The sequence below is a fragment of the Actinoplanes sp. NPDC051537 genome (assembly GCF_055586105.1).
In genome coordinates, this window is sequence record NZ_JBVJIU010000003.1 from 259,169 (window position 1) to 277,688 (window position 18,520).

At 72.6% G+C, this 18,520-nt stretch carries 18 protein-coding genes; 8 read left to right on the forward strand and 10 right to left on the reverse strand.

Features of this window, described 5'->3' with window-relative positions:
- Positions 1–210: 210 nt before the first annotated feature.
- Positions 211–1,875, reverse strand: a complete 1,665-nt coding sequence (gene aceB / locus ACZ6TB_RS08105) for a malate synthase A (RefSeq protein ID WP_465551921.1) — start codon at positions 1,873–1,875, stop codon at positions 211–213.
- Entirely contained in the window at positions 1,875–3,164 is a 1,290-nt protein-coding gene (aceA, locus tag ACZ6TB_RS08110) for an isocitrate lyase (protein WP_465551922.1), read from the reverse strand. The genes aceB and aceA overlap by 1 nt, the downstream gene beginning before the upstream one ends.
- A 173-nt stretch (positions 3,165–3,337) precedes the next feature.
- Between aceA and ACZ6TB_RS08115 the strand changes: the two genes are divergently transcribed.
- Entirely contained in the window at positions 3,338–4,750 is a 1,413-nt protein-coding gene (locus ACZ6TB_RS08115) for a helix-turn-helix domain-containing protein (RefSeq protein WP_465551924.1), read from the forward strand.
- Here ACZ6TB_RS08115 and ACZ6TB_RS08120 read toward each other — a convergent pair.
- The 4 genes from ACZ6TB_RS08120 to ACZ6TB_RS08135 form a co-directional block, all read right to left on the reverse strand.
- Positions 4,747–5,916 (reverse strand): hypothetical protein, encoded by a 1,170-nt coding sequence (locus ACZ6TB_RS08120; RefSeq protein ID WP_465551926.1) that lies wholly within the window; start codon positions 5,914–5,916, stop codon positions 4,747–4,749. The genes ACZ6TB_RS08115 and ACZ6TB_RS08120 overlap by 4 nt on opposite strands.
- Positions 5,909–6,430 (reverse strand): RNA polymerase sigma factor, encoded by a 522-nt coding sequence (locus ACZ6TB_RS08125; protein WP_465551928.1) that lies wholly within the window; start codon positions 6,428–6,430, stop codon positions 5,909–5,911. The genes ACZ6TB_RS08120 and ACZ6TB_RS08125 overlap by 8 nt, the downstream gene beginning before the upstream one ends.
- Positions 6,423–6,614 (reverse strand): hypothetical protein, encoded by a 192-nt coding sequence (locus ACZ6TB_RS08130; protein ID WP_465551930.1) that lies wholly within the window; start codon positions 6,612–6,614, stop codon positions 6,423–6,425. The genes ACZ6TB_RS08125 and ACZ6TB_RS08130 overlap by 8 nt, the downstream gene beginning before the upstream one ends.
- Positions 6,615–6,682: 68 nt before the next feature.
- Positions 6,683–7,933 (reverse strand): sensor domain-containing phosphodiesterase, encoded by a 1,251-nt coding sequence (locus ACZ6TB_RS08135; RefSeq protein WP_465551932.1) that lies wholly within the window; start codon positions 7,931–7,933, stop codon positions 6,683–6,685.
- Positions 7,934–8,044: 111 nt separating this feature from the next.
- On the opposite strand from ACZ6TB_RS08135, the gene ACZ6TB_RS08140 reads away from it, so the two are divergent.
- Both ACZ6TB_RS08140 and ACZ6TB_RS08145 read left to right on the forward strand, forming a co-directional pair.
- On the forward strand, positions 8,045–8,947 hold the full coding sequence (locus ACZ6TB_RS08140; protein ID WP_465551934.1) for a YeiH family protein: 903 nt from the start codon (positions 8,045–8,047) through the stop codon (positions 8,945–8,947).
- A 14-nt stretch (positions 8,948–8,961) separates the two neighbouring features.
- A complete protein-coding gene (locus ACZ6TB_RS08145; RefSeq protein WP_465551936.1) occupies positions 8,962–9,852 on the forward strand; it encodes a LysR family transcriptional regulator in 891 nt (296 codons plus the stop codon).
- On the opposite strand, the gene ACZ6TB_RS08150 is transcribed toward ACZ6TB_RS08145, so the two are convergent.
- A complete protein-coding gene (locus tag ACZ6TB_RS08150; protein ID WP_465551938.1) occupies positions 9,841–10,332 on the reverse strand; it encodes an FBP domain-containing protein in 492 nt (163 codons plus the stop codon). The two genes, ACZ6TB_RS08145 and ACZ6TB_RS08150, sit on opposite strands and share 12 nt — an antisense overlap.
- 175 nt (positions 10,333–10,507) lie before the next feature.
- Here ACZ6TB_RS08150 and ACZ6TB_RS08155 point away from each other — a divergent pair, with 175 nt between their 5' ends.
- From ACZ6TB_RS08155 to ACZ6TB_RS08165, 3 genes are read left to right on the forward strand one after another with little or no spacing between them, the layout of a single operon-like run.
- Positions 10,508–11,257 (forward strand): lytic polysaccharide monooxygenase, encoded by a 750-nt coding sequence (locus tag ACZ6TB_RS08155; protein ID WP_465551939.1) that lies wholly within the window; start codon positions 10,508–10,510, stop codon positions 11,255–11,257.
- The gene (locus tag ACZ6TB_RS08160) at positions 11,242–11,796 is read left to right on the forward strand and encodes a DUF305 domain-containing protein (protein WP_465551941.1); all 555 of its coding nucleotides are present in this window, start codon (positions 11,242–11,244) and stop codon (positions 11,794–11,796) included. The genes ACZ6TB_RS08155 and ACZ6TB_RS08160 overlap by 16 nt, the downstream gene beginning before the upstream one ends.
- Before the next feature lie 9 nt (positions 11,797–11,805).
- Positions 11,806–12,333, forward strand: a complete 528-nt coding sequence (locus ACZ6TB_RS08165) for a GNAT family N-acetyltransferase (RefSeq protein ID WP_465551943.1) — start codon at positions 11,806–11,808, stop codon at positions 12,331–12,333.
- On the opposite strand, the gene ACZ6TB_RS08170 is transcribed toward ACZ6TB_RS08165, so the two are convergent.
- From ACZ6TB_RS08170 to ACZ6TB_RS08180, 3 genes are all read right to left on the reverse strand, one after another.
- Complete coding sequence (locus ACZ6TB_RS08170) at positions 12,312–13,100, reverse strand: hypothetical protein (protein ID WP_465551945.1); 789 nt, start codon at positions 13,098–13,100, stop codon at positions 12,312–12,314. The two genes, ACZ6TB_RS08165 and ACZ6TB_RS08170, sit on opposite strands and share 22 nt — an antisense overlap.
- 137 nt (positions 13,101–13,237) lie before the next feature.
- Positions 13,238–13,876 (reverse strand): response regulator, encoded by a 639-nt coding sequence (locus tag ACZ6TB_RS08175; RefSeq protein ID WP_465551947.1) that lies wholly within the window; start codon positions 13,874–13,876, stop codon positions 13,238–13,240.
- On the reverse strand, positions 13,873–15,084 hold the full coding sequence (locus ACZ6TB_RS08180; protein ID WP_465551949.1) for a sensor histidine kinase: 1,212 nt from the start codon (positions 15,082–15,084) through the stop codon (positions 13,873–13,875). The genes ACZ6TB_RS08175 and ACZ6TB_RS08180 overlap by 4 nt, the downstream gene beginning before the upstream one ends.
- A 127-nt stretch (positions 15,085–15,211) precedes the next feature.
- Between ACZ6TB_RS08180 and ACZ6TB_RS08185 the strand changes: the two genes are divergently transcribed.
- Together ACZ6TB_RS08185 and ACZ6TB_RS08190 are read left to right on the forward strand one after the other, a co-directional pair.
- A complete protein-coding gene (locus tag ACZ6TB_RS08185) occupies positions 15,212–15,976 on the forward strand; it encodes an ABC transporter ATP-binding protein (RefSeq protein WP_465551951.1) in 765 nt (254 codons plus the stop codon).
- Positions 15,973–18,510, forward strand: coding sequence for an FtsX-like permease family protein (locus tag ACZ6TB_RS08190; RefSeq protein ID WP_465551953.1), 2,538 nt, complete (start codon positions 15,973–15,975; stop codon positions 18,508–18,510). Before ACZ6TB_RS08185 ends, ACZ6TB_RS08190 begins: the two co-directional genes overlap by 4 nt.
- Positions 18,511–18,520 lie beyond the last annotated feature (10 nt).

Sequence of the window (18,520 nt, forward strand, 5' to 3'; positions counted from 1 at the left end):
CGCGGCGGCCTCATGACGGCGGGCGGCGGCGCGAGCGGAGCAGGGGTGGGAGCGCAGAGAGGGTGGGCGGCGGCGCAGGCGGGGCGTGGCGGCGGCGCAGAGCGGGGTGGGGCGGAGCGACGCCGAGCACGGCGCGGCCGGGACAGGCGGAGAGGGGTCGAAGAACGGCGCGGGCCAGTGCCGGGACCGCGCCGTTCTTCGGTCGTCCGCTCAGGCCGCGACAGTAGCCTGGTCGGTCGTTGTGGCCGGCGAGGCGGAGCCGGCGCCGCCGGACATGTGGCGTAGGTAGGCGGGGAGGGTCAGGAACTCGGGGCAGGTGCGCTCGGTCAGCAGGACCGTGAGCAGGGTTCGGGCCTGGCCGAAGAGGCGCGCGGCGTCCTCGTCCAGGGCGCCCGTTTCGCTGAGGACGTCCAGCTCCTCGCGCAGCATGCGGGTGACCAGGGCGGCCGAGACGGGGACGCCGTAGTCGGTGGGGGTGCCGTTGTGGATCCACTGCCACAGCTGGGCGCGGCAGATCTCGGCGGTGGCGGCGTCCTCCATGAGGCCGCCCAGGGAGACGGCGCCCCGGCCGGCCAGCCAGGCGGCGATGTAGCGGAGTGCGACGCTGACGTTGTTGCGCAGCGCCACCTCGCTGACCTGGACGCCGATCGCCTTGACGTCCAGCAGGTCCGCGGCGGTGACGCGGACGTCCTCGCGCTTGCGGACGATCTGGTTGGGCTCGTCGCCCAGCCACTGGTCGAAGACGTCGCGGCAGGTTTCCACCAAGCCGGGGTGTGCGACCCAGGAACCGTCGAAGCCGTCGCCGACCTCGCGTCGCTTGTCCTGGCGGACCTGGTTCAGGGCGCGCTTCGCGGCGACCGGGTCGCGGCTCGGCACGACCGCGGCCATGCCGCCGATCGCGTGGGCGCCGCGCCGGTGGCAGGTGCGGACCAGCAGCTCGGTGTACGCCCGCATGAACGGCGCCGTCATCGTGACCTGGGAGCGCTCGGGGAGGACCACGTCGGGGCGGTTCTTGATCATGCTGAACAGGTAGTCCCAGCGGCCCGCGTTCAGGCCCGCGGAGTGCTCGCGCAGCTCGTACAGGATCTCGTCCATCTCGAACGCCGCCGTGATGGTCTCGATCAGCACCGTGGCCCGGATCGTGCCGCGCGGGATGCCGAGCTGCTCCTGGGCGAAGACGAAGACGTCGTTCCAGAGGCGGGCCTCCAGGTGCGACTCCAGCTTCGGCAGGTAGAAGTACGGGCCGGAGCCCCGGTCCAGCTGACGCTGCGCGCAGTGGAACAGGTAGAGCCCGAAGTCGAACAGCGACGCCGAGACCGCCCGGCCGCCGATCCGCAGGTGGCACTCCGGCAGGTGCCAGCCCCGCGGCCGCACCATGATCGTCGGCAGGGACGAGCCGACCTTGTACTCGCGGCCGTCGGGCGCGGTGAACTGCAGCGTGCCGTCCAGGGCGTCCCGCAGGTTGAGCTGGCCGAGGACCACGTTCTCCCAGGTGGGGGACGTGGCGTCCTCGAAGTCGGCCATCCAGACCTTGGCGCCCGAGTTGAGCGCGTTGATGGTCATCTTGCGGTCGGGCGGGCCGGTGATCTCCACGCGGCGGTCGGTCAGGTCGGGCGCGGCCGGCGCGACCTGCCAGGAGGCGTCCTCCCGCACCGCGAGGGTCGACGGCAGGAAGTCGAGCTCGTCGGTCCGGGTGGTCCGCCGGCGACGACGCCGCTCGAGCAGCTGGACGCGGCGCGCGCCGAACTCCCGGTCGAGCGCCACGACGAAGGCGACCGCCTCCGGCGTCAGAACCTCGGCGTAACGGCCGGAAGTCGTACCGGTGATGGTGATCTCTTCGGAGAATGAGGTGAACGAGCTGGAAGAAGAAGTCATCAGAACTGCTCCGCCTCGGTCGAACCGGCAAGGGCCGTGGTCGAGCTTTCCGGGTTGAGGGCCGTGGACACCGCGTCGAAGTAGCCGGTGCCGACCTCGGCCTGGTGCTTGGTCGCGGTGTAGCCGTCCGCCTCGGCCGCGAACTCGGCCTCCTGCAGCTTCACGTACGCCGTCATGCCGCTCTCGGCGTAACCGCGGGCCAGCTCGAACATCGAGTGGTTCAGCGCGTGGAAGCCGGCCAGCGTCACGAACTGGAACTTGTAGCCCATCGCGCCCAGCTCCTTCTGGAAGCGGGCGATGTCGGCGTCGTCCAGGTTCTTCTTCCAGTTGAACGAGGGCGAGCAGTTGTAGGCGAGCATCTTGCCGGGGTGCTCCTTGTGCACCGCCTCGGCGAACTCCCGCGCGAACTCCAGGTCCGGCTTTCCGGTCTCGACCCAGAGAAGATCGGCATAATCGGCGTACGCGACACCGCGCGCGATGGCCGAGTCGGCTCCCGGGCGAACGCGGAAGAAGCCCTCGGCGGTCCGCTCGCCGGTGATGAACGGCTTGTCGCGCTCGTCCACGTCGGTGGTCAGCAGGTCGGCGGCCAGGGCGTCGGTGCGGGCGATGACCAGCGACGGCACGCCGAGCACGTCGGCGGCGAGGCGCGCGGCGTTGAGCGTGCGAAGGTGCTGCTGGGTCGGGATGAGCACCTTCCCGCCGAGGTGGCCGCACTTCTTCTCGCTCGCCAGCTGGTCTTCCCAGTGCACGCCCGCGGCACCGGCCGTGATCATGGCCTTCATCAGCTCGAACGCGTTGAGCGGTCCGCCGAAGCCGGCCTCCGCGTCGGCGACGATCGGCGCGAACCAGTCGCGCTCGTGGCGGCCGGCCGCGGTGTCGATCTGGTCGGCGCGCATCAGCGCGTTGTTGATCCGGCGGACGACCGCCGGCACCGAGTTCGCGGGGTAGAGCGACTGGTCCGGGTACGTGTTGCCGGAGAGGTTGGCATCGGCCGCGACCTGCCAGCCGGAGAGGTAGATGGCCTTGAGGCCGGCCCGCACCTGCTGCACGGCCTGGCCACCGGTGAGCGCGCCGAGCGCGTTGATGTAGTCCTCGCTGTTCAGCAGCTCCCAGAGCCGCTGCGCGCCGCGCTCGGCGAGGGTGTGCCGCTCCTGAACGGTGCCACGGAGCTTGACCACGTCCTGCGCGGTGTAGCTGCGCTTGATGCCGAGCCACCGGGGATCGCCGGCCCACGCCCGAGTGAGGTCCGATGCGGTACCGCCAAGGACTTCGGTCAGCTGATCAGTCATCAGATATCCCTTTCCTACCCTGTCGCGCTCGCTTCCGGAGAAGCGGTGGAAGAATTCGACTGTCGCGCAGGGCGCAAGGGGGCAGGGAGGCGTTTGTGACGAGAAGAAATGAAGAATTTCTGCTAGCGTAAAAACCCGTGACGGCTTCACTTTCTTCAGAGTCTGTTGATTTGGTGACCCTGGGCCAGCGGCTCCGGCACCTCCGGAAATCCAAGAACATGACGCTGGAGCAGCTGAGCGAGGCGGTCGGCCGGGCGCCGTCGCAGCTCTCGATGATCGAGAACGGGAAACGCGAGCCCAAACTCTCGGTGCTGCAGGCCATCGCCGCCGCCCTCGGTGTGCCCATGGCCGACCTGCTGCGTTCCGAGGCGCCGACCCGGCGGGCCAAGCTCGAGATCGATCTCACGCATTTCCAGCAGGATCAGGCGTACGCGCAATTGGGGTTGCCGGTGGTTCGTGGTGGCCGCCGGTTGCCGGCGGATGCGCTCGAAGCGCTCGTGGGTCTGCATCGGGAGCTCGGCCGGGTGCTCGCCGAGCAGAGCGCCACGCCGGAGGTCGCCCGGAAGGCCAACGCGCAGTTGCGGGTCAACATGCGCGAGCGCAACAACTACTTCCCGGAGATCGAGGACGCCGCGGCGAAGGTGCTGCGGTCGGTGCGGTACACGACCGGGCCGCTCTCGCAGCGCGGCATCCTCGACATCGCCGCGTCACTGGGGTTCTCGTTGCACTACGTGAACGACCTGCCTGGCTCGACACGGTCGGTGACCGACCTCAAGAACCACCGGATCTATCTGCCGCAGGTGGCCAGCGGCAAGGGGCACGACCCGCGCGCCGTCGTGCTGCAGACGCTGGGGCACTTCGTGCTCGGGCACAACGACCCGGCCGACTACGGCGACTTCCTGCGGCAGCGGGTCGAGGCGAACTACTTCGCCGCCGCGCTGCTCATGCCGGAGAAGTTCGCGGTCGAGTTCCTGCGCGAGGCCAAGCAGGACCGGGCGCTGGCCATCGACGACTTCCGGGACGCGTTCGGCGTCTCCTACGAGACCGCGGCGCACCGCTTCACCAATCTCGCGACGCAGCACTTCGGCATCCCGGTGCACTTCACCCGGGTGCACGAGAACGGGATCGTCTACAAGGCGTACGAGAACGACGGGGTGCGCTTCCCGTCCGACGTGACCGGCGCGATCGAGGGCCAGCCGATCTGCCGCAAGTGGGCGTCCCGCACGATCTTCCACGCCGACGACCCGTACTCGTCGTTCTACCAGTTCACCGACACCTCGGCCGGGACGTACTGGTGCACCGTCCACATCGAGTCGACGCGCTCCGGAGAATTCTCGGTCACCGTCGGCACGCCGTACGAGCACGCGCGCTGGTTCCGCGGCGGCGACACGACCCGGCGTACGGTGTCGCGCTGCCCCGATCCCGACTGCTGCCGCCGCCCGCCCGCCGACCTCGTGCGGCGCTGGGCCGGCAGCGCCTGGCCCAGCGCCCGAGTGCACTCCCACCTGCTGGCGGCGCTCCCGCCCGGCACCTTCCCCGGCGTCGACAACCAGGATGTGTACGACTTCCTGGAGCGCCGCGCCTAGACCAGTACTCTTTTCGACCCGCCCGGGCGGATCTCGTAGACGCCCTCGCCGACCGGCACCGACGCCCGCTCGATGGTCTCCCGCCACCGCGACGGCCAGCGGGTCGCGTCCGTCCAGCGGATGCCGTCCAGCGCCGCCCCGGACAGGTCGACCTGCTCGAGGTCGGCGCCCGAGAAGTCGTCGACGCCGCGCCGCAGCCGATCCACGTCGGCGTCGGTGACCTCGTCCAGCCGGGTGATCTGCCCGAGTCCGAGCGTGCCGGCGAGGTCGGTCGCCGCCGCCCGCGCCTTCTTGGCCGTGATGGTCAGCCGCAGGAGCCGTTCCAGCGCCTCGGTGATCGTGCCGGCCCGCTGCCAGGCCAGCCCGAGCGTGTCCTCCAACGTGAAGACGTCCGGCGACGGGTCGGCGGCGGCCGCCTCGATCTGCTCGTCGGCCGCCTCGTTGGCCAGGCGCAGCGTCCGCCGCAGCTCGTGCGCCTCCTGGATGAGCGTGGTGACCTCGTGGGTCTGCCCGACGTCGGCGGTGCGCCGGACCGACGCGAACCGGTCGTGCTGAAGGCGAACACCCTCGAGGGCGACGCGCAGCGCTTCCCCGGTGGCGGACCGCCCGGCCCGCGCGACCAGGTCGGCGATGGCGAGCTGACTGCCCAGGATGACGGCCGCCGCGTCCGCCGCGGCCTCGGTGTCGGCGCGCACCTCGGCCAGCTTGTCGGCGAAGGCGTGCATCGCCGCCCGCGTCCTCAGCCGGATCGCCGGCTCGATGCCGGCCGGGACGGCGGCCAACTCGTGCACGCTGACGCGCGGCCCGGCCGGCGTCACGCCGAAGCCCGGCCCGCCCGGCCCGGGCCGCCCGCCTGGCTCGCCCGGCCCGCCCGGCGTCAGGCCGACGCCCGGCCCGCCTGGCTCGCCCGGCCCGCCTGGCTCGCCCGGCTCGCTCGGCCCGCCCGGTACGGCCCGCTCGCCTGGCTCGCCCGGCGCGGGCGAGACCGGCAGGATCGCCGCCAGGCCCTGCTCGAGGTCCAGCGACTCGGCCAGCGAGCCGACGAGCTCCCGGTGCCGCCCCGGCAGCGTCGCCTCCCGCAGCCCGGCCGCGAGGTCGAGGCTCTCGGCCAGGTCGCCGACCAGCTCCCGGTGACGCGCCGCGAGCCAGGCATCGGGGTCAGTCATCGTCATTCCCGAGGTGCGTGGCGACCGCGCGCCGTGCCTTGTAGAGGTTGGCGCGCACGGTTTCCGGCGACAGCTGGAGCTCCTCGGCGATCTCGGCGGGGGAGTGGCCGTCGAGGGTCCACGCCAGCACCTGCCGCTGGCGGGACGGCAGCCGGTCGAGAATGCGCAGGATGTCGTGCCGCTGCTCCCACTCCGCGACGTCGCCGATCGTCACCAGCGAGAGTTCGGGCGCCGGGGCGGCCTCGACGCTGGCCAGCCGGCGGCCCCACATCCGGGACGCGACCCGCTTCACCCAGGCCTGCGGCGTCACGATCGTCGCCCACTGGGCGAACGCGGCGGTCATCGCCTCCTGCGCGAGGTCGGCCGCGTCGGGCAGCGGCGCGCCCTGATAGCGCAGGAACGCCACCAGCCGTGGCATGAAATCCCGGTAGAAGGCGGCGAACTCGGCCGCGCCCTCGACGGCGCCGGCGGACGCCCGGCCGGGGGGCGCCGCCCGGGCCGACGGCTCATCCATGCTCGCCTCGCGTCACCGACAACCTGGTCCGCCCGTCCTCGAACTCGCCTCCGCCGCCGCGTGCGAGCGTCGCCGCGAGGTCGACCAGCAGCCGGGCGCGCACGCGTTCCCGGTGCAGTCGCCAGCGTAGGCGAAGACACAAACCGGCGACCGCGAGCGCGTGCGCGAGGAAGTAGGCCCACATGCCTACCTAGTGGGCGGGAGGGGCCGCCGCGTGAACCCGGGCGGGGAAAAGTGTGAACCCCGGGCGGCCTATCGGACGGCGGAGAGCTCCGCCGAGCGGACCGGCGCGATCCACCCCAGCAGCGAGCGCGCGGCCTCCAGCACCAGCCCGCGGTCGTGCGTCAGCGCGAACTCGAACCGCCGGTCGCGGTCCGGGCCGTCGTCGCCGAGGTCGTGCGCGACCAGGGCGGCGGCCCGGTGCGGGCCGACGACCAGCACGTTCCACTCGCCGCGCAGGGCGTCTTCGTCGTCCAGGCAGGCGCCGCGCACGCCGGGGGCCGGTTCGTCGTCGAGGCCCGCGCCGAGCGCCGCGACCAGCGGGCCGCGGGCGGCGATGCGGGCGAACCGGCGGGCGGTGCCGGGGGTGAAGTGGCGCGCCTCCTGGAAGCAGGCCAGCAGCACGCACGGCTCCCGGCCGTCGGCCGCCACCGCCTCCAGGTGCCGGCTCATCGGCATGAGCTGGCCCTTCGTGGCCTGCTGGACCGGGCGGCGGGCGGAGACGATCCCGTACGGGGTGCTGGCGGCCGACTGCGGCGGCGGCAGGAACGGCAGGCGGGCACCGGCCCGTACGCCGGCCGGCAGCGGCCCGGGCCGGCCGAAGTGCCAGCCCTGGCCGACCGTCGCGCCCATCGCCCGGGCCACGGCCAGGTGCTCGGCCGTCTCGATGCCCTCGGCCAGCACCACGGCGCCGCTCGCCTCGGCGTGCGCGGCCACCGCCGTCACCACCCGGGCGGTGTGCGGGTCGCCGGGCGCGCGCAGCAGACCCATGTCCAGCTTCACCACGTCGGGCTGCACGAACGGCATCAGCGCCAGCGACATCGGGACGGCGCCGACGTCGTCGAGGGCCACGCCCCACCCCGACGACCGGCACGAGGCGGTCGCGGCGAGCAGGCCGGACGGATCGTCGGCGATGGCCCGCTCGGTCATCTCGGTGACCACGCGCAGCCGGGCCTCGGCCTCGGCCACGGCCGGCGCGAGATCGGGCGGGCACGACGCCCGCCACGCCGTCGGCTCCATGTTGACGAACCAGGTCAGGTCGGGATCGGCGTCGGCGGCGAGCACGGCCCGGTAGGCCTGGGCACGGCAGATCCAGTCGAGCTCGTGCTCCCGGCCGGCCGCGCGGGCCGCCGCGAACAGCATGGCCGGCGACTCCCACGGCGTGCCGGCCGGGCCCCGGCTGAGCGCCTCGTAGCCCAGCACGCGACCGGCCGCGATCTCGACGATCGGCTGGAAGACCGGCGTCACGGCGCGTCGGTCGAGCACGTCGCGGATGTCCTGCACGATCCTTGTCTTCGGCAGCCGGGCGAATAATCTGAGTCATAGGCAACGGCTATGACCCCGGCAGGCGGTTGGGCGGTACCGGCGCCCCCCGCGCGGCCGGACGCTGGGCAGGTGCCCTTCCTGATCCTCGCCGTCGGCCTCGCGGCCCTCGGTCTCGGCGCGCTCGTCCCCGCGCTGGGCGCGCCGCTGTTCGCCGTCGCCGGCGGAATGATCTTCAGCTCGATCGCCAAAAAAGACGATAAATCGGTCAGGGTGGCCAAGGGGCCTGTTCTCCAGCTCGCGATCGTGCTCCTCGGCGCCCAACTCAGCCTGCGCGAAGTGATAAGTACCGGGACGAGCTCCCTGCCGGTCATGCTCGGGACGCTGGCGGTCTGCCTCGGCCTGGCCTGGCTGGTCGGGGGAAAACTCGGGATCCCGCGCGATCTGCGCACGCTCATCGGAGTCGGCACCGGCATCTGCGGCGCCTCGGCGATCGCCGCGGTCACGCCCGCCATCAAGGCGAAGAGCAGCGATGTCTCGTACGCGATCTCGACCATCTTTCTGTTCAACGTGGCCGCGGTGGTGGCCTTTCCGCCGATCGGGCACCTGCTCGGGCTGAGCCAGCAGGCGTTCGGGCTGTTCGCCGGCACCGCCGTGAACGACACCAGCGCGGTGGTGGCCACCGCCTCCGCCTACGGCCCGATCGCCGCCCAGCACGCCGTCGTGGTCAAGCTCGTGCGCACCCTGATGATCATCCCGGTCGTGCACTTCCTCTCCCGGGACGCGGACGCGCCCAAGCCGTGGTTCCTGGTCGCCTTCGTGATCGCGGCCGCGTTGCCCGTACCGGATGAGGTGGTGAAGGTGCTGCACCTGCTCGCGCTGATCGGCATCGCCCTCGCGCTCGCCGCCGTCGGTCTCTCGACCGACGTCGCGGCGCTGCGCCGCGCCGGACCCCGGCCCCTGCTGCTCGGGCTGATCCTCTGGGTCGCGGTCGGCGCGACCAGCCTTGGCCTGCAACAACTTCCGTACGTGTGACAGACTGCGCGACGATGCCCCTGCCGCCCTGGATCAGCGACCTCCCCGCGCTCGACCTGCTCCTGTCGGTCGCCGAGACCGGCAGCGTCGGCCGCGCCGCGCAGGCCCACGGCATCAGCCAGCCCAGCGCCAGCGCCCGGATCGCCCGCCTCGAACGCCGGCTCGGCGTCCCGCTGCTGGTCCGCTCCCGGCGCGGCAGCCTGCTCACCCCGGCCGGCCAGGCGGTCGCCGTGTGGACGCAACAGGTCGTGACGGCCGCGCACACCCTGGCCGACGGCGTGCTGACGCTGCGCGCCGACCGGCAGGCCCGGCTGCGGGTGGCGGCCAGCCTCACCGTCGCCGAGTACATCCTGCCCACCTGGCTGCTCCGGCTGCGCCGCACCCAGCCCGGCGCCGAGATCTCGGTCGAGGTCTCGAACAGCCACGGCGTCTGCGAGATGGTCCGGGACGGCGCCGCCGACCTCGGCTTCGTCGAGTCGCCGGACATCCCCGGCGATCTGAGCCGCCGCCGGGTCGGCGAGGACCGCGTGGCGCTGGTCGTCGCCACCGGCTACCCGCTGGCCGCGAAGGCCGGGGCCGACCTGCCGATCGCCGATCTGCTGGAGCAGCCGCTGCTGCTGCGGGAGCCGGGCTCGGGCACCCGCGACACCTTCCTGGCCGCCCTGGCCAAGGTCTCGCCGCGGCAGCCGCACGTGACGAGCCTCGGCTCGACCACCACGATCCTGGCCACCGCCCGGGCCGGCGGCGGCATCGGGGTGGTCAGCGCCCGGGCCACGGCCGGGCCGGTCGCGGCGGGGGAGCTGGTCGAGCTGCGGGTGCGCGACCTGGTGCTGACCCGGCCGCTGCACGCCGTCTGGCTGGGCCGCGAACCGTCGGCGCTGGCCGAGGAACTGCTAGCCGGCTAGCACCCGCTTCACGAAGCCGTCGAGGTTCGTCATCGCGCGGTCGATCCGCTCGTCGAGGGTGAGCGACTCCTCCTGGCGCACCAGGCGGCCGCGGGGCTGGCGCTTGCCGCGCAGGTAGAGCGAGCAGGCCAGGTCGGAGCAGATGTACTCGCCGACGGTGTTGCCCAGGCGGCCGGAGGCGCCGGCCAGCGGCGCGACGAAGAGCGTCACGCCGTCCGAGCTGTGGCCGGTGTAGCAGATGCGGCACATGCTCGAGCGCACCGCGCTGGTGCGGCGCGAGTCCGGCTTGCGCAGCACGATGCCCTTCGCGTCCGGCATCACGAGCACGGCCCGCTGCGGGGCGCCCGGGTCACTCCAGCCGAGGAAATCGAGGTCGCGCCAGGCCACGGCGGCGAGATCCGGCACCTTGATCCGGCCCGCCTCGCCCTTGGAACAGTTGGCGAGACCGGCGCGGATCTGCTGCTCGGTGAGGGGTTCCATCGGGCGAACGTAACGGATCGCCCGGTCCGCGGCAGCCGATTAACGAGGCATCGAAAAACTTCGTTAAGTCTATTTACTGTTAACACTCCTTAACTTATGTTGGGCTCACGAGCGGGTTGCTTCGACCCCCATCGAGGCAGTCCGTCGATTCCCCCATGAAGAGACGGAGTACTTCATGAGACGCAGATTTCTCCTACCCGCACTGACCGTCGCCGCGACCGCCGCCTCGCTCCTGGTGGCCGTCGCCCCCGCATCCGCACACGGATACATCTCGTCGCCGCCCAGCCGGCAGGCCAACTGCGCCAGCGGCGCGGTCGCCAACTGCGGCGACATCATCTACGAGCCGCAGAGCGTCGAGGCCCCCAAGGGCTCGAAGCTGTGCAACGGCGGTGGCAGCCGCTTCGCCGTGCTCAACGACAACAGCAAGGCGTGGCCGGTCGCCGGGGTCGGCAAGACGGTCACCTTCAACTGGATCCTCACCGCCCGGCACTCCACCGCCACCTGGGAGTACTTCATCGGCAACACGCTGCTGGCGTCCTTCAACGACGGCGGCGCGCAGCCCGGCGCCACCAAGCAGCACACCGTGAGCATGGGCAGCTTCTCCGGGCGCCAGACGATCCTGGCCCGGTGGAACATCGCCGACACGGTGAACGCGTTCTACTCCTGTGTGGACGTGAACATCGGCGGCGGCTCCACCACGCCCACCACGCCGCCGACCACCGCCCCCACGACGGCCCCGACCACGGCGCCGCCGACCACCGCGCCGCCGACCTCGAACCCGAGCGGCACGTGGAAGGCGGGCACCGCGTACAAGGTGGGCGACGTGGTCACGTACAACGGCGTCTCCTACCGCTGCCGCCAGGCGCACACCGCCCTGACCGGCTGGGAACCGCCGAACGCGCCGGCCCTGTGGCTCGCCATCTAGCACGGCTCGCGCTGATCCTGGCGCTGGTCGCCGGCTGCTCCCACGAGCGGCCGGCGGCCACCGCCGATCCCTGGAACGCCACCGACGTGATGTTCCTGCAGATGGGCCTGGAGCAGATCACCGAGGGCGACCGGGTGGCGTCCCTGGCCGAGCAGCGCGCCGCCGACCCCCGTGTCCGCGCGATCGCCACCGAGCTGCGCACCCAGTGGGGCGACGAGTCGGGCACGATGCAGCGCTGGTTGTTGGGCTGGCAGCAGCCGCTGGCGGCCGATCCGTCGGCGGGCGCGCACGCGAGACACGGCGCGCTGCATGCCCTGCGGGCGGCCGACATCGAGGAGTTGCGGTCGGCGCGGGGCGGCGATTTCGACCGTACGGCGGTGAGCCTGCTCCTGGGCCACCTGGCGAACTGCGTCGAGACGTCCCGCATGGAGCAGTCCGGCGGCGCGTACCCACCCGCGCGTTCCCTGGCCGCGACCGTCACCGACCGCCGCCAGAGCCAGGTGCGGCGGCTGCTCACGATCGCGGCGGCGGGCGGCTAGTTTGTGGGCATGCCTGAGCTGATCGCACCCACCACCCGTCTGCACCGAGCCTGGATCGAGTCCCGCGACGAGTGGGGGATCGGGGTTCATCAGGACGGCGCCGGGATGCGGCCGACCGACGAGATCGAGACCGCCGAGGGGTTCGCGGCGTGGGTGCGGCGGCTCCACCACGAGGAGGACCCGGACCAGCCGCCGGCGCCGGACTGGGTCCACTGCACGTACCGGTGGATGGTCGAAGGCGAACGCATCCTGGGAACGATCTCGCTGCGGCACTCGCTCAACGCGTTTCTGTTCGACTGCGGGGGCCACATCGGGTACGCGGTGCGGCCGTCGGAGCGGCGCCGCGGGCTCGCGAGCTGGGCCCTCGGGCTGATGCTCGACGACGCGCGGAAGCTCGGGCTCGACCGGGTGCTGATCACCTGCCGGCCGTCCAACACGGCGTCGGCGCGCACGATCGAGAGGGCGGGGGGCGTCTTCGAGGACGTGCGGGGGACCGGGGATCACGAGGTCCGGCGTTACTGGATCTCTCTGGGCTGACGGCGGTCCGTGCGCTGGGGCGGGGGCTGGGCGGTGGCGCGCGAGCCCGAGTTGGCCGGCGGGAAGGCCCGGCTGTTGCGCGGCTGGCGATCGCGGGGCGGGCCGGTCTCGTCCTCGGGCGGCGCGTCGCCGGCCGGCGTCCCGGGCGCGGTGCCCGGAGGGGACCCGGGCGGCGGAGGAGAACCGGGCTTCGGAGAACCGGGCGCGGTGCCCGACGGAGAGCCGGGCGGGGTGCCCGACGGAGAGCCGGGCGGGGTGCCCGAAGGGGTGCCGGCCGGTGCTTCGGGTGACGGACTACCGGGGGAGCGAGCCGCGCGGCGCTGCAAAGGCAGGGACAGCAGGCGGATCGGGCGGCGCGGCCACAGCCGTACCTCTACGTGCGATCGAGGGTGGGTGCGAAACCAGACCCAGAGCAGGGGCGTGCCGATCACGCTGATCGCCACGGCGGCGAGCAGGGTCGGCAGCCAGTACTCGCGGCCGCCCGTGATGGCCAGCAAGGCGAGCGCCACGAGGGACACTGCGACCGTCCACAGGCGGCGGCGCCCGGCGGCGGTGAGGCCGGCGGGTATCGCGAAGATGATGTGGATTCCGAGGAGGGACGCGAGCAGCGCCCGCGTCGGCAGCACATCGCCGGCGCCGACCACGACGAGCAGGACCACGAAGGCCGCCGTCCAGTAGCGCAGGTTTCCGGCCGCCGGCAGCAGCAGGAAGGCGATGATCACCCAGATCGAGATGACCACTGTGGTGGTCGTGCCCAGTCCGGCCATATCTCCGAGCGTAATTGCTATGCGTACCGAGCGCATTCGCTGAGAAGTGTCTTAGTGTGCCGATCTGCCCGCTTGATCGTGACGATCTGCTATTCCGAGGTGACAATCGGTCATTTCAATTCGGAATGGCGTGCCGGTCAGCTGACCAGGCGACGCTCCCAGGCCCAGGCCGCGATCTCGACCCGGCCGCGCGCGTTCAGCTTGGTCTGAACGCTGCCGAGGTGCGTTTTGACCGTGCCGATCGAGATGAACAATTTCTCCGCGATCTCCGCATTCGTCAGACCCCGCGCCACCAGCTTCACGACGTCGAGTTCGCGCGGTGAGAGACCACCGTCGTCACTCGCGGGAGCGGGCAACGACAAATGCTCCAGCAGCCGTACGGTGATGGAGGGGCTGATCAGGGCATCACCGGACACCGCCGCGCGCACCGCCTCCACCAGCAGCGCCGGGCCCGAGTCCTTGAGCAGGAATCCGGCCGCGCCGTTGCGCAGCGCCTGATGCACGTACTCGTCGAGGTCGAAGGTCGTCACCACGACCACCTTGATCGGGTCGGCCACGCCCGGGCCCGCCAGCAGGCGCAGCGCCTCGAGCCCGTCCATCTTGGGCATCCGGATGTCGAGCAGCACCACGTCCGGCCGTTCCTTGCGGGCCAGCGCCACCGCCTCGACGCCGTCGGCGGCCTCGCCGACCACCTCCATGTCCGGCTGGGCCCCGATGATCATGCCGAAGCCGGTGCGGACCATCGCCTGGTCGTCGGCGATCAACACCTTGATCACTGCTGCGTCACCTTCGTGTTCAGCGGGAACGCGACGTCGACCACCCAGCCGCCCTCGATGCCGGGCCCGGCCGTGAGGCGGCCGTCGACCGCGCGGACCCGTTCGGTGAGGCCCACGAGACCGTACCCCGACCGCTCGCGCGGCCCGGACGGACGGGCCGATCCGTCGTTGGCGATCCGCACCAGCAGCCACTCCGGGGTGCGCCGGACCCACACGTCCACCGCCCGGGCGCCGACCGCGTGCTGACGCACGTTGGTGAGCGCCTCCATCACCACCCGGTAGGCCGAGGTCGACACCTCCACCGGCAGCCCGTCGAGCGTGCCGTCCAGGTGCAGCCGCCCGGACGGGCCGCCCGCCGAGGTGAACTGCTCGAGCAGCGGGCCCAGCTCGCCCACCCCGGCGACCGGCGCGAGCGGCGCGTCCGGCTTCGACAGCGGGTCGCGCAGCACGCCCACCATCCGGCGCATCGAGGCCATCGTCTCGGCGCCGGCCTGCTCGATCTGCTCGAGGGCCAGCAGCACCCGCTTCGGGTCCTGCTCGGCGATGAACCGGGCGCCCTGGGCCTGCACCACGATGCCGGTGACGTGGTGGGCGATGAAGTCATGCAGGTCCCGGGCGAACTCCGCGCGCTGCTCCGCGCGTACGGCGTCCACCGCTCTTTCCCTCGAACTCTCCAGGATGCGCAGGTAGATGCCGACGCCCAGCGCCGCGGCGGCGGCGAGCGCCTGGATCAGGCCGAAGATGACGTACTCGGCGCTCTGCCCGCCGCGCAGCGGCAGGAAGCTGACCGCCGCGCCCACGCTGACCACCGCCGCGACCGCCCAGCCCGGGCTGGCCCGCCGCGCCACCACGAACATCACGCCGAGCAGGGCCAGCGACTCGGCCAGCCCCCAGCTCACGCCGAAGTCCGGCCCGGCCACCGCCGTCGCGAACGTGACCAGCAGCGACGCCAGGCTCACCCAGACCGCGGCCTTGGGCAGCCGGGTCGAGTTCTGCTGGTGCGAGGGCAGCCAGACCGCCGCCACCGCGATGGCGAGCAGGATCCGCAGCAGCCCGAGCAGCTCGGGTGTGGTGCGCAGGATGCCCTGCGCGGTGTCGAAGAGGCCGAGCACGGCCAGGACGATCAGGGCGCCTACCTGGCCGAAGCGCAGCAGGATCATCCGGTTCGGGTTGGGTTGCATCGTGTACCCAGCGTAATGCCAGGTCATGGCGGTCCCATCGGCCGAAAGACAGATACGGCGCCCGCGGCGATCCCCGCCGGCGACGGATGTGCCGGGCCGCCCGCTACCCCGAGACTTCTCGCCGACAAAGATCGAACGTGCGAGTGGAGTGCTCATGCAGACCCAGTTCCCGGCCGCCACCCAGGACTCGCTGGCCGCGGTGGCCGCGGTCGACCTGGTGAAGGTCTACGGCAGCGGCGACACGGCGGTACGCGCGCTGGACGGGGTGACGGTCGGCTTCACCCGCGCCCAGTTCACCGCGATCATGGGGCCGTCCGGCTCCGGCAAGTCCACGCTCATGCACTGCCTGGCCGGCCTCGACACGGCCACCTCGGGCCAGGCGCTGCTGGGCGGCACCGACCTGACCCGCCAGTCCGACAAGGTGCTCACCAAGGTGCGCCGGGAGCGGATCGGCTTCATCTTCCAGTCGTTCAACCTGCTGCCGCAGCTCACCGCCGAGCAGAACATCCTGCTGCCGCTCGAGCTGGCCGGCCGCAAGCCCGACCGGGGGCTGTTCGGCCACCTCACCGAGTCGCTGGGCATCACCGGGCGGCTCAACCACCGGCCGAGCGAGCTCTCCGGCGGCCAGCAGCAGCGGGTCGCCGTCGCCCGGGCGCTGGTGGCCCGGCCCGAGGTCGTCTTCGCCGACGAGCCCACCGGCAACCTGGACTCCCGCTCCGGCGCCGAGGTGCTGCTGTTCCTGCGCAACTCCGTACGCGAGCTCGGTCAGACGGTCGTCATGGTGACCCACGACCCGGGCGCCGCCGCGTACGCCGACCGGGTCGTGCTCCTCGCCGACGGCAACGTGGCCGGCGAGATCGAGCACCCCGACTCCGCCTCGGTCACCGAGGCCCTGCAGTCGCTGGCGGCGCGCCGATGAGCGCCGTCCTGCGCACCCAGCTCCGCGGCCTCGCCCGGCGCCCGGCCCGGCTGCTGCTCACCGGCCTCGCCGTGCTGGTCGTGTCGTTCGTCGTCTACGCCACCGTGCTGGCCCAGCAGATCACCGAGCGCAGCGTGCTCGACGGCCTCAGCGGCACGCCCGCCGCCGTCGACCTGGTGGTCCGCAACGGCACGGTGAACACCGACGAGCTCGCCGCCATCGGCCGGATCCCGGGGGTGGCCGAGACCGCGGGCCGGGTCGAGGCCGGCGGGCCGCTCGGCGCCGACTACCTCCAGATCACCGGCGACTCCTTCGGCGGGCCGCTGGCCGTCACCCACCTCACCTCGGGCCGCCTGCCGAAGGGGCCGGCCGAGATCGTGGTGACCCCGCGCACGGTCGAGCGGCTCGGCCTCAAGGTCGGTTCGACGGCCAAGGTGGTCCTGCGCTACGACTCCGACGGCAAACCCGAGGCGCCGACGACCCTCACGGTGGTCGGCCTGGTCACCGGCCGCGACGATTACGGCTTCCAGGCGTACGCCTCGCAGGCCGCCGTCACCGCGATGATCGGCGCCAAGGATCTCACCCAGATCGACCTCCGGCTGGCCCCCGGCGCCGACGCGAGCGCCGTCCGCACGCAGGTCGAGAGCATCACCGCGGCGGGCGCGGCCAAGGTGAAGGACAGTCAGAAGCCACGGGTCGAGACCGGCGACGACGTGCGCCACGAGGAGGCCCGGCAGAAGGCCGCCGACGTCGACAGCGTCTTCGAGGTGATCGGCCTGTTCGTGGCGATCGCCGTGGTCGCCGCCGGCCTGGTCGCCGCCTCCACCTTCCGCATCGTGTTCGCCCAGCGGATGCGCCAGCTCGCCCTGCTGCGGGCGGTCGGCGCCGGCCGTGGCGGGATCAGCTGGTCGCTGGCCGCCGAGGGGGCGCTCACCGGCCTGGTCACCGGCCTGGTCGGGGTGCTGCTCGCGCTCGGCGCCGGCCAGCTCGCGCCGCGCCTGGTCCGCGCGTTCGGCCCGCACGTGGCCGGGCCCGGCTTCCCGCTGGCGCCGGCGCTGCTGACCGTGCTGCTCGCGGTCTTCCTCACGACCGTGGCCGTGGTCGCGCCCGCCTTCACCGCGGGCAAGGTGTCGCCGCTCGAAGCGCTGCGCGGCGCCGGCGTCACCGGCAGCCGCCGCGACATCGGCAAGCTGCGCTGGGCCGCCGGCCTGCTGCTGGTCGTCGGGGCCGGCCTGCTCGCCGCCTTCGTGATCACCAACCTGCCGGGCCGCGACCCGAAGGACTACCAGCCGTCGACGAACCTGCTCGCCATCGTGGCGTCCGGCGGCCTCGCCTTCCTGGCCCTGATCGCGCTCGGCCCGGCGCTGGTGCGGCCGGTGCTGGCCGTGCTCGGCGCGCCGATCCGACGTTCCGGCCCGGTCGGCCGGCTCGCGGCCGGCGGCGTGGGCGGCGCTCCCCGGCGGGCGGCCGCGGTCTCGGTGGTGGTCGCGCTCGGCGTCACCCTGATCGCCGGCACCCTGGTCGGCGGCGCGTCGATCCGGATCCTGGCCGAGCGGGACACGATCTCCTCGGCCCCCGCCGACTACGAGATGACCACCAACGACACCGCGATCGGCGCGGCCACGGTCGACCAGCTGCGCAAGCGGTCGGAGCTGAAGAACGTCACCCCGTACCGGCGCCTGTCGGTGTCGGCGACGTCGCGGGTGAGCGAGCTGGACGCGGTCGACCTCGACATCGACGACGTGCCGCGGCTCGGCAAGCTCGACGTCATCGCCGGCACGCTGGCGAACCTGAAGCCCGGCCAGCTGATCATCTCGGGGTTCACGGCCGACGTGACCGGCTGGAAGGTCGGCGACAAGGTCAAGGTGAGCCACGCGAAGAACGCGGCGACCCTGACCGTGGTGGCCAAGCTGCCGGCCTCGGCGCCGCTCGGCGCGGCCATGGTGCTCGACCCGGCCGACCTGACCGCGCTCGGCGCCGCCACCGGCTACAACGGCCTGCTCGCCGACGCCGCCAAATCCGGGGAGACGGGCCGGGCCGACGGCCGGCGGGTGCTCAGCGACGCGGCCGCCGCGGCCGGCAGCACGTGGGCCGTCAACGTGCTCGCCGACCAGCGGGACGAGATCGACAGCGAGCTCACGGTGCTGCTCGCGATCGCGCTCGGCCTGATCGGGCTGACCGTCATGATCGCGGTGGTCGGCGTCGGCACCACCACGGCGCTGTCGGTGGTGGAGCGGGTGCGCGAATCGGGGCTGCTGCGCGCGGTCGGCCTCTCCCGGGGCGCGCTGCGGACGATGCTCACCACCGAATCGGCGCTGTACGGGGTCATCGGGGCCGCTCTCGGGCTGGCGCTCGGCGTCCCGTACGCCTGGCTCGCGGTCAAGGCCCTCGGCGTGAACGCGCCGTTCGCCGTCCCGATCGGACAGCTCGCGCTGGTCTTCCTGATCCTGGTGCTGATGACCGCGGCCGCGGGAGTGCTGCCCGCCCGCCGCGCCGCCAAGGTCAGCCCGGTCGCCGCGCTCGGCACCGAGTGAACTCCGATCG

Bases quoted from the DNA above. Each gene is read 5' to 3' on its own strand.
- aceB (WP_465551921.1), bottom strand. From the start codon at position 1,875: ATGACTTCTTCTTCCAGCTCGTTCACCTCATTCTCCGAAGAGATCACC.
- aceA (WP_465551922.1), bottom strand. From the start codon at position 3,164: ATGACTGATCAGCTGACCGAAGTCCTTGGCGGTACCGCATCGGACCTC.
- ACZ6TB_RS08120 (WP_465551926.1), bottom strand. From the start codon at position 5,916: ATGACTGACCCCGATGCCTGGCTCGCGGCGCGTCACCGGGAGCTGGTC.
- ACZ6TB_RS08125 (WP_465551928.1), bottom strand. From the start codon at position 6,430: ATGGATGAGCCGTCGGCCCGGGCGGCGCCCCCCGGCCGGGCGTCCGCC.
- ACZ6TB_RS08130 (WP_465551930.1), bottom strand. From the start codon at position 6,614: ATGTGGGCCTACTTCCTCGCGCACGCGCTCGCGGTCGCCGGTTTGTGT.
- ACZ6TB_RS08145 (WP_465551936.1), top strand. From the start codon at position 8,962: ATGCCCCTGCCGCCCTGGATCAGCGACCTCCCCGCGCTCGACCTGCTC.
- ACZ6TB_RS08150 (WP_465551938.1), bottom strand. From the start codon at position 10,332: ATGGAACCCCTCACCGAGCAGCAGATCCGCGCCGGTCTCGCCAACTGT.
- ACZ6TB_RS08155 (WP_465551939.1), top strand. From the start codon at position 10,508: ATGAGACGCAGATTTCTCCTACCCGCACTGACCGTCGCCGCGACCGCC.
- ACZ6TB_RS08165 (WP_465551943.1), top strand. From the start codon at position 11,806: ATGCCTGAGCTGATCGCACCCACCACCCGTCTGCACCGAGCCTGGATC.
- ACZ6TB_RS08170 (WP_465551945.1), bottom strand. From the start codon at position 13,100: ATGGCCGGACTGGGCACGACCACCACAGTGGTCATCTCGATCTGGGTG.
- ACZ6TB_RS08180 (WP_465551949.1), bottom strand. From the start codon at position 15,084: ATGACCTGGCATTACGCTGGGTACACGATGCAACCCAACCCGAACCGG.
- ACZ6TB_RS08185 (WP_465551951.1), top strand. From the start codon at position 15,212: ATGCAGACCCAGTTCCCGGCCGCCACCCAGGACTCGCTGGCCGCGGTG.
- ACZ6TB_RS08190 (WP_465551953.1), top strand. From the start codon at position 15,973: ATGAGCGCCGTCCTGCGCACCCAGCTCCGCGGCCTCGCCCGGCGCCCG.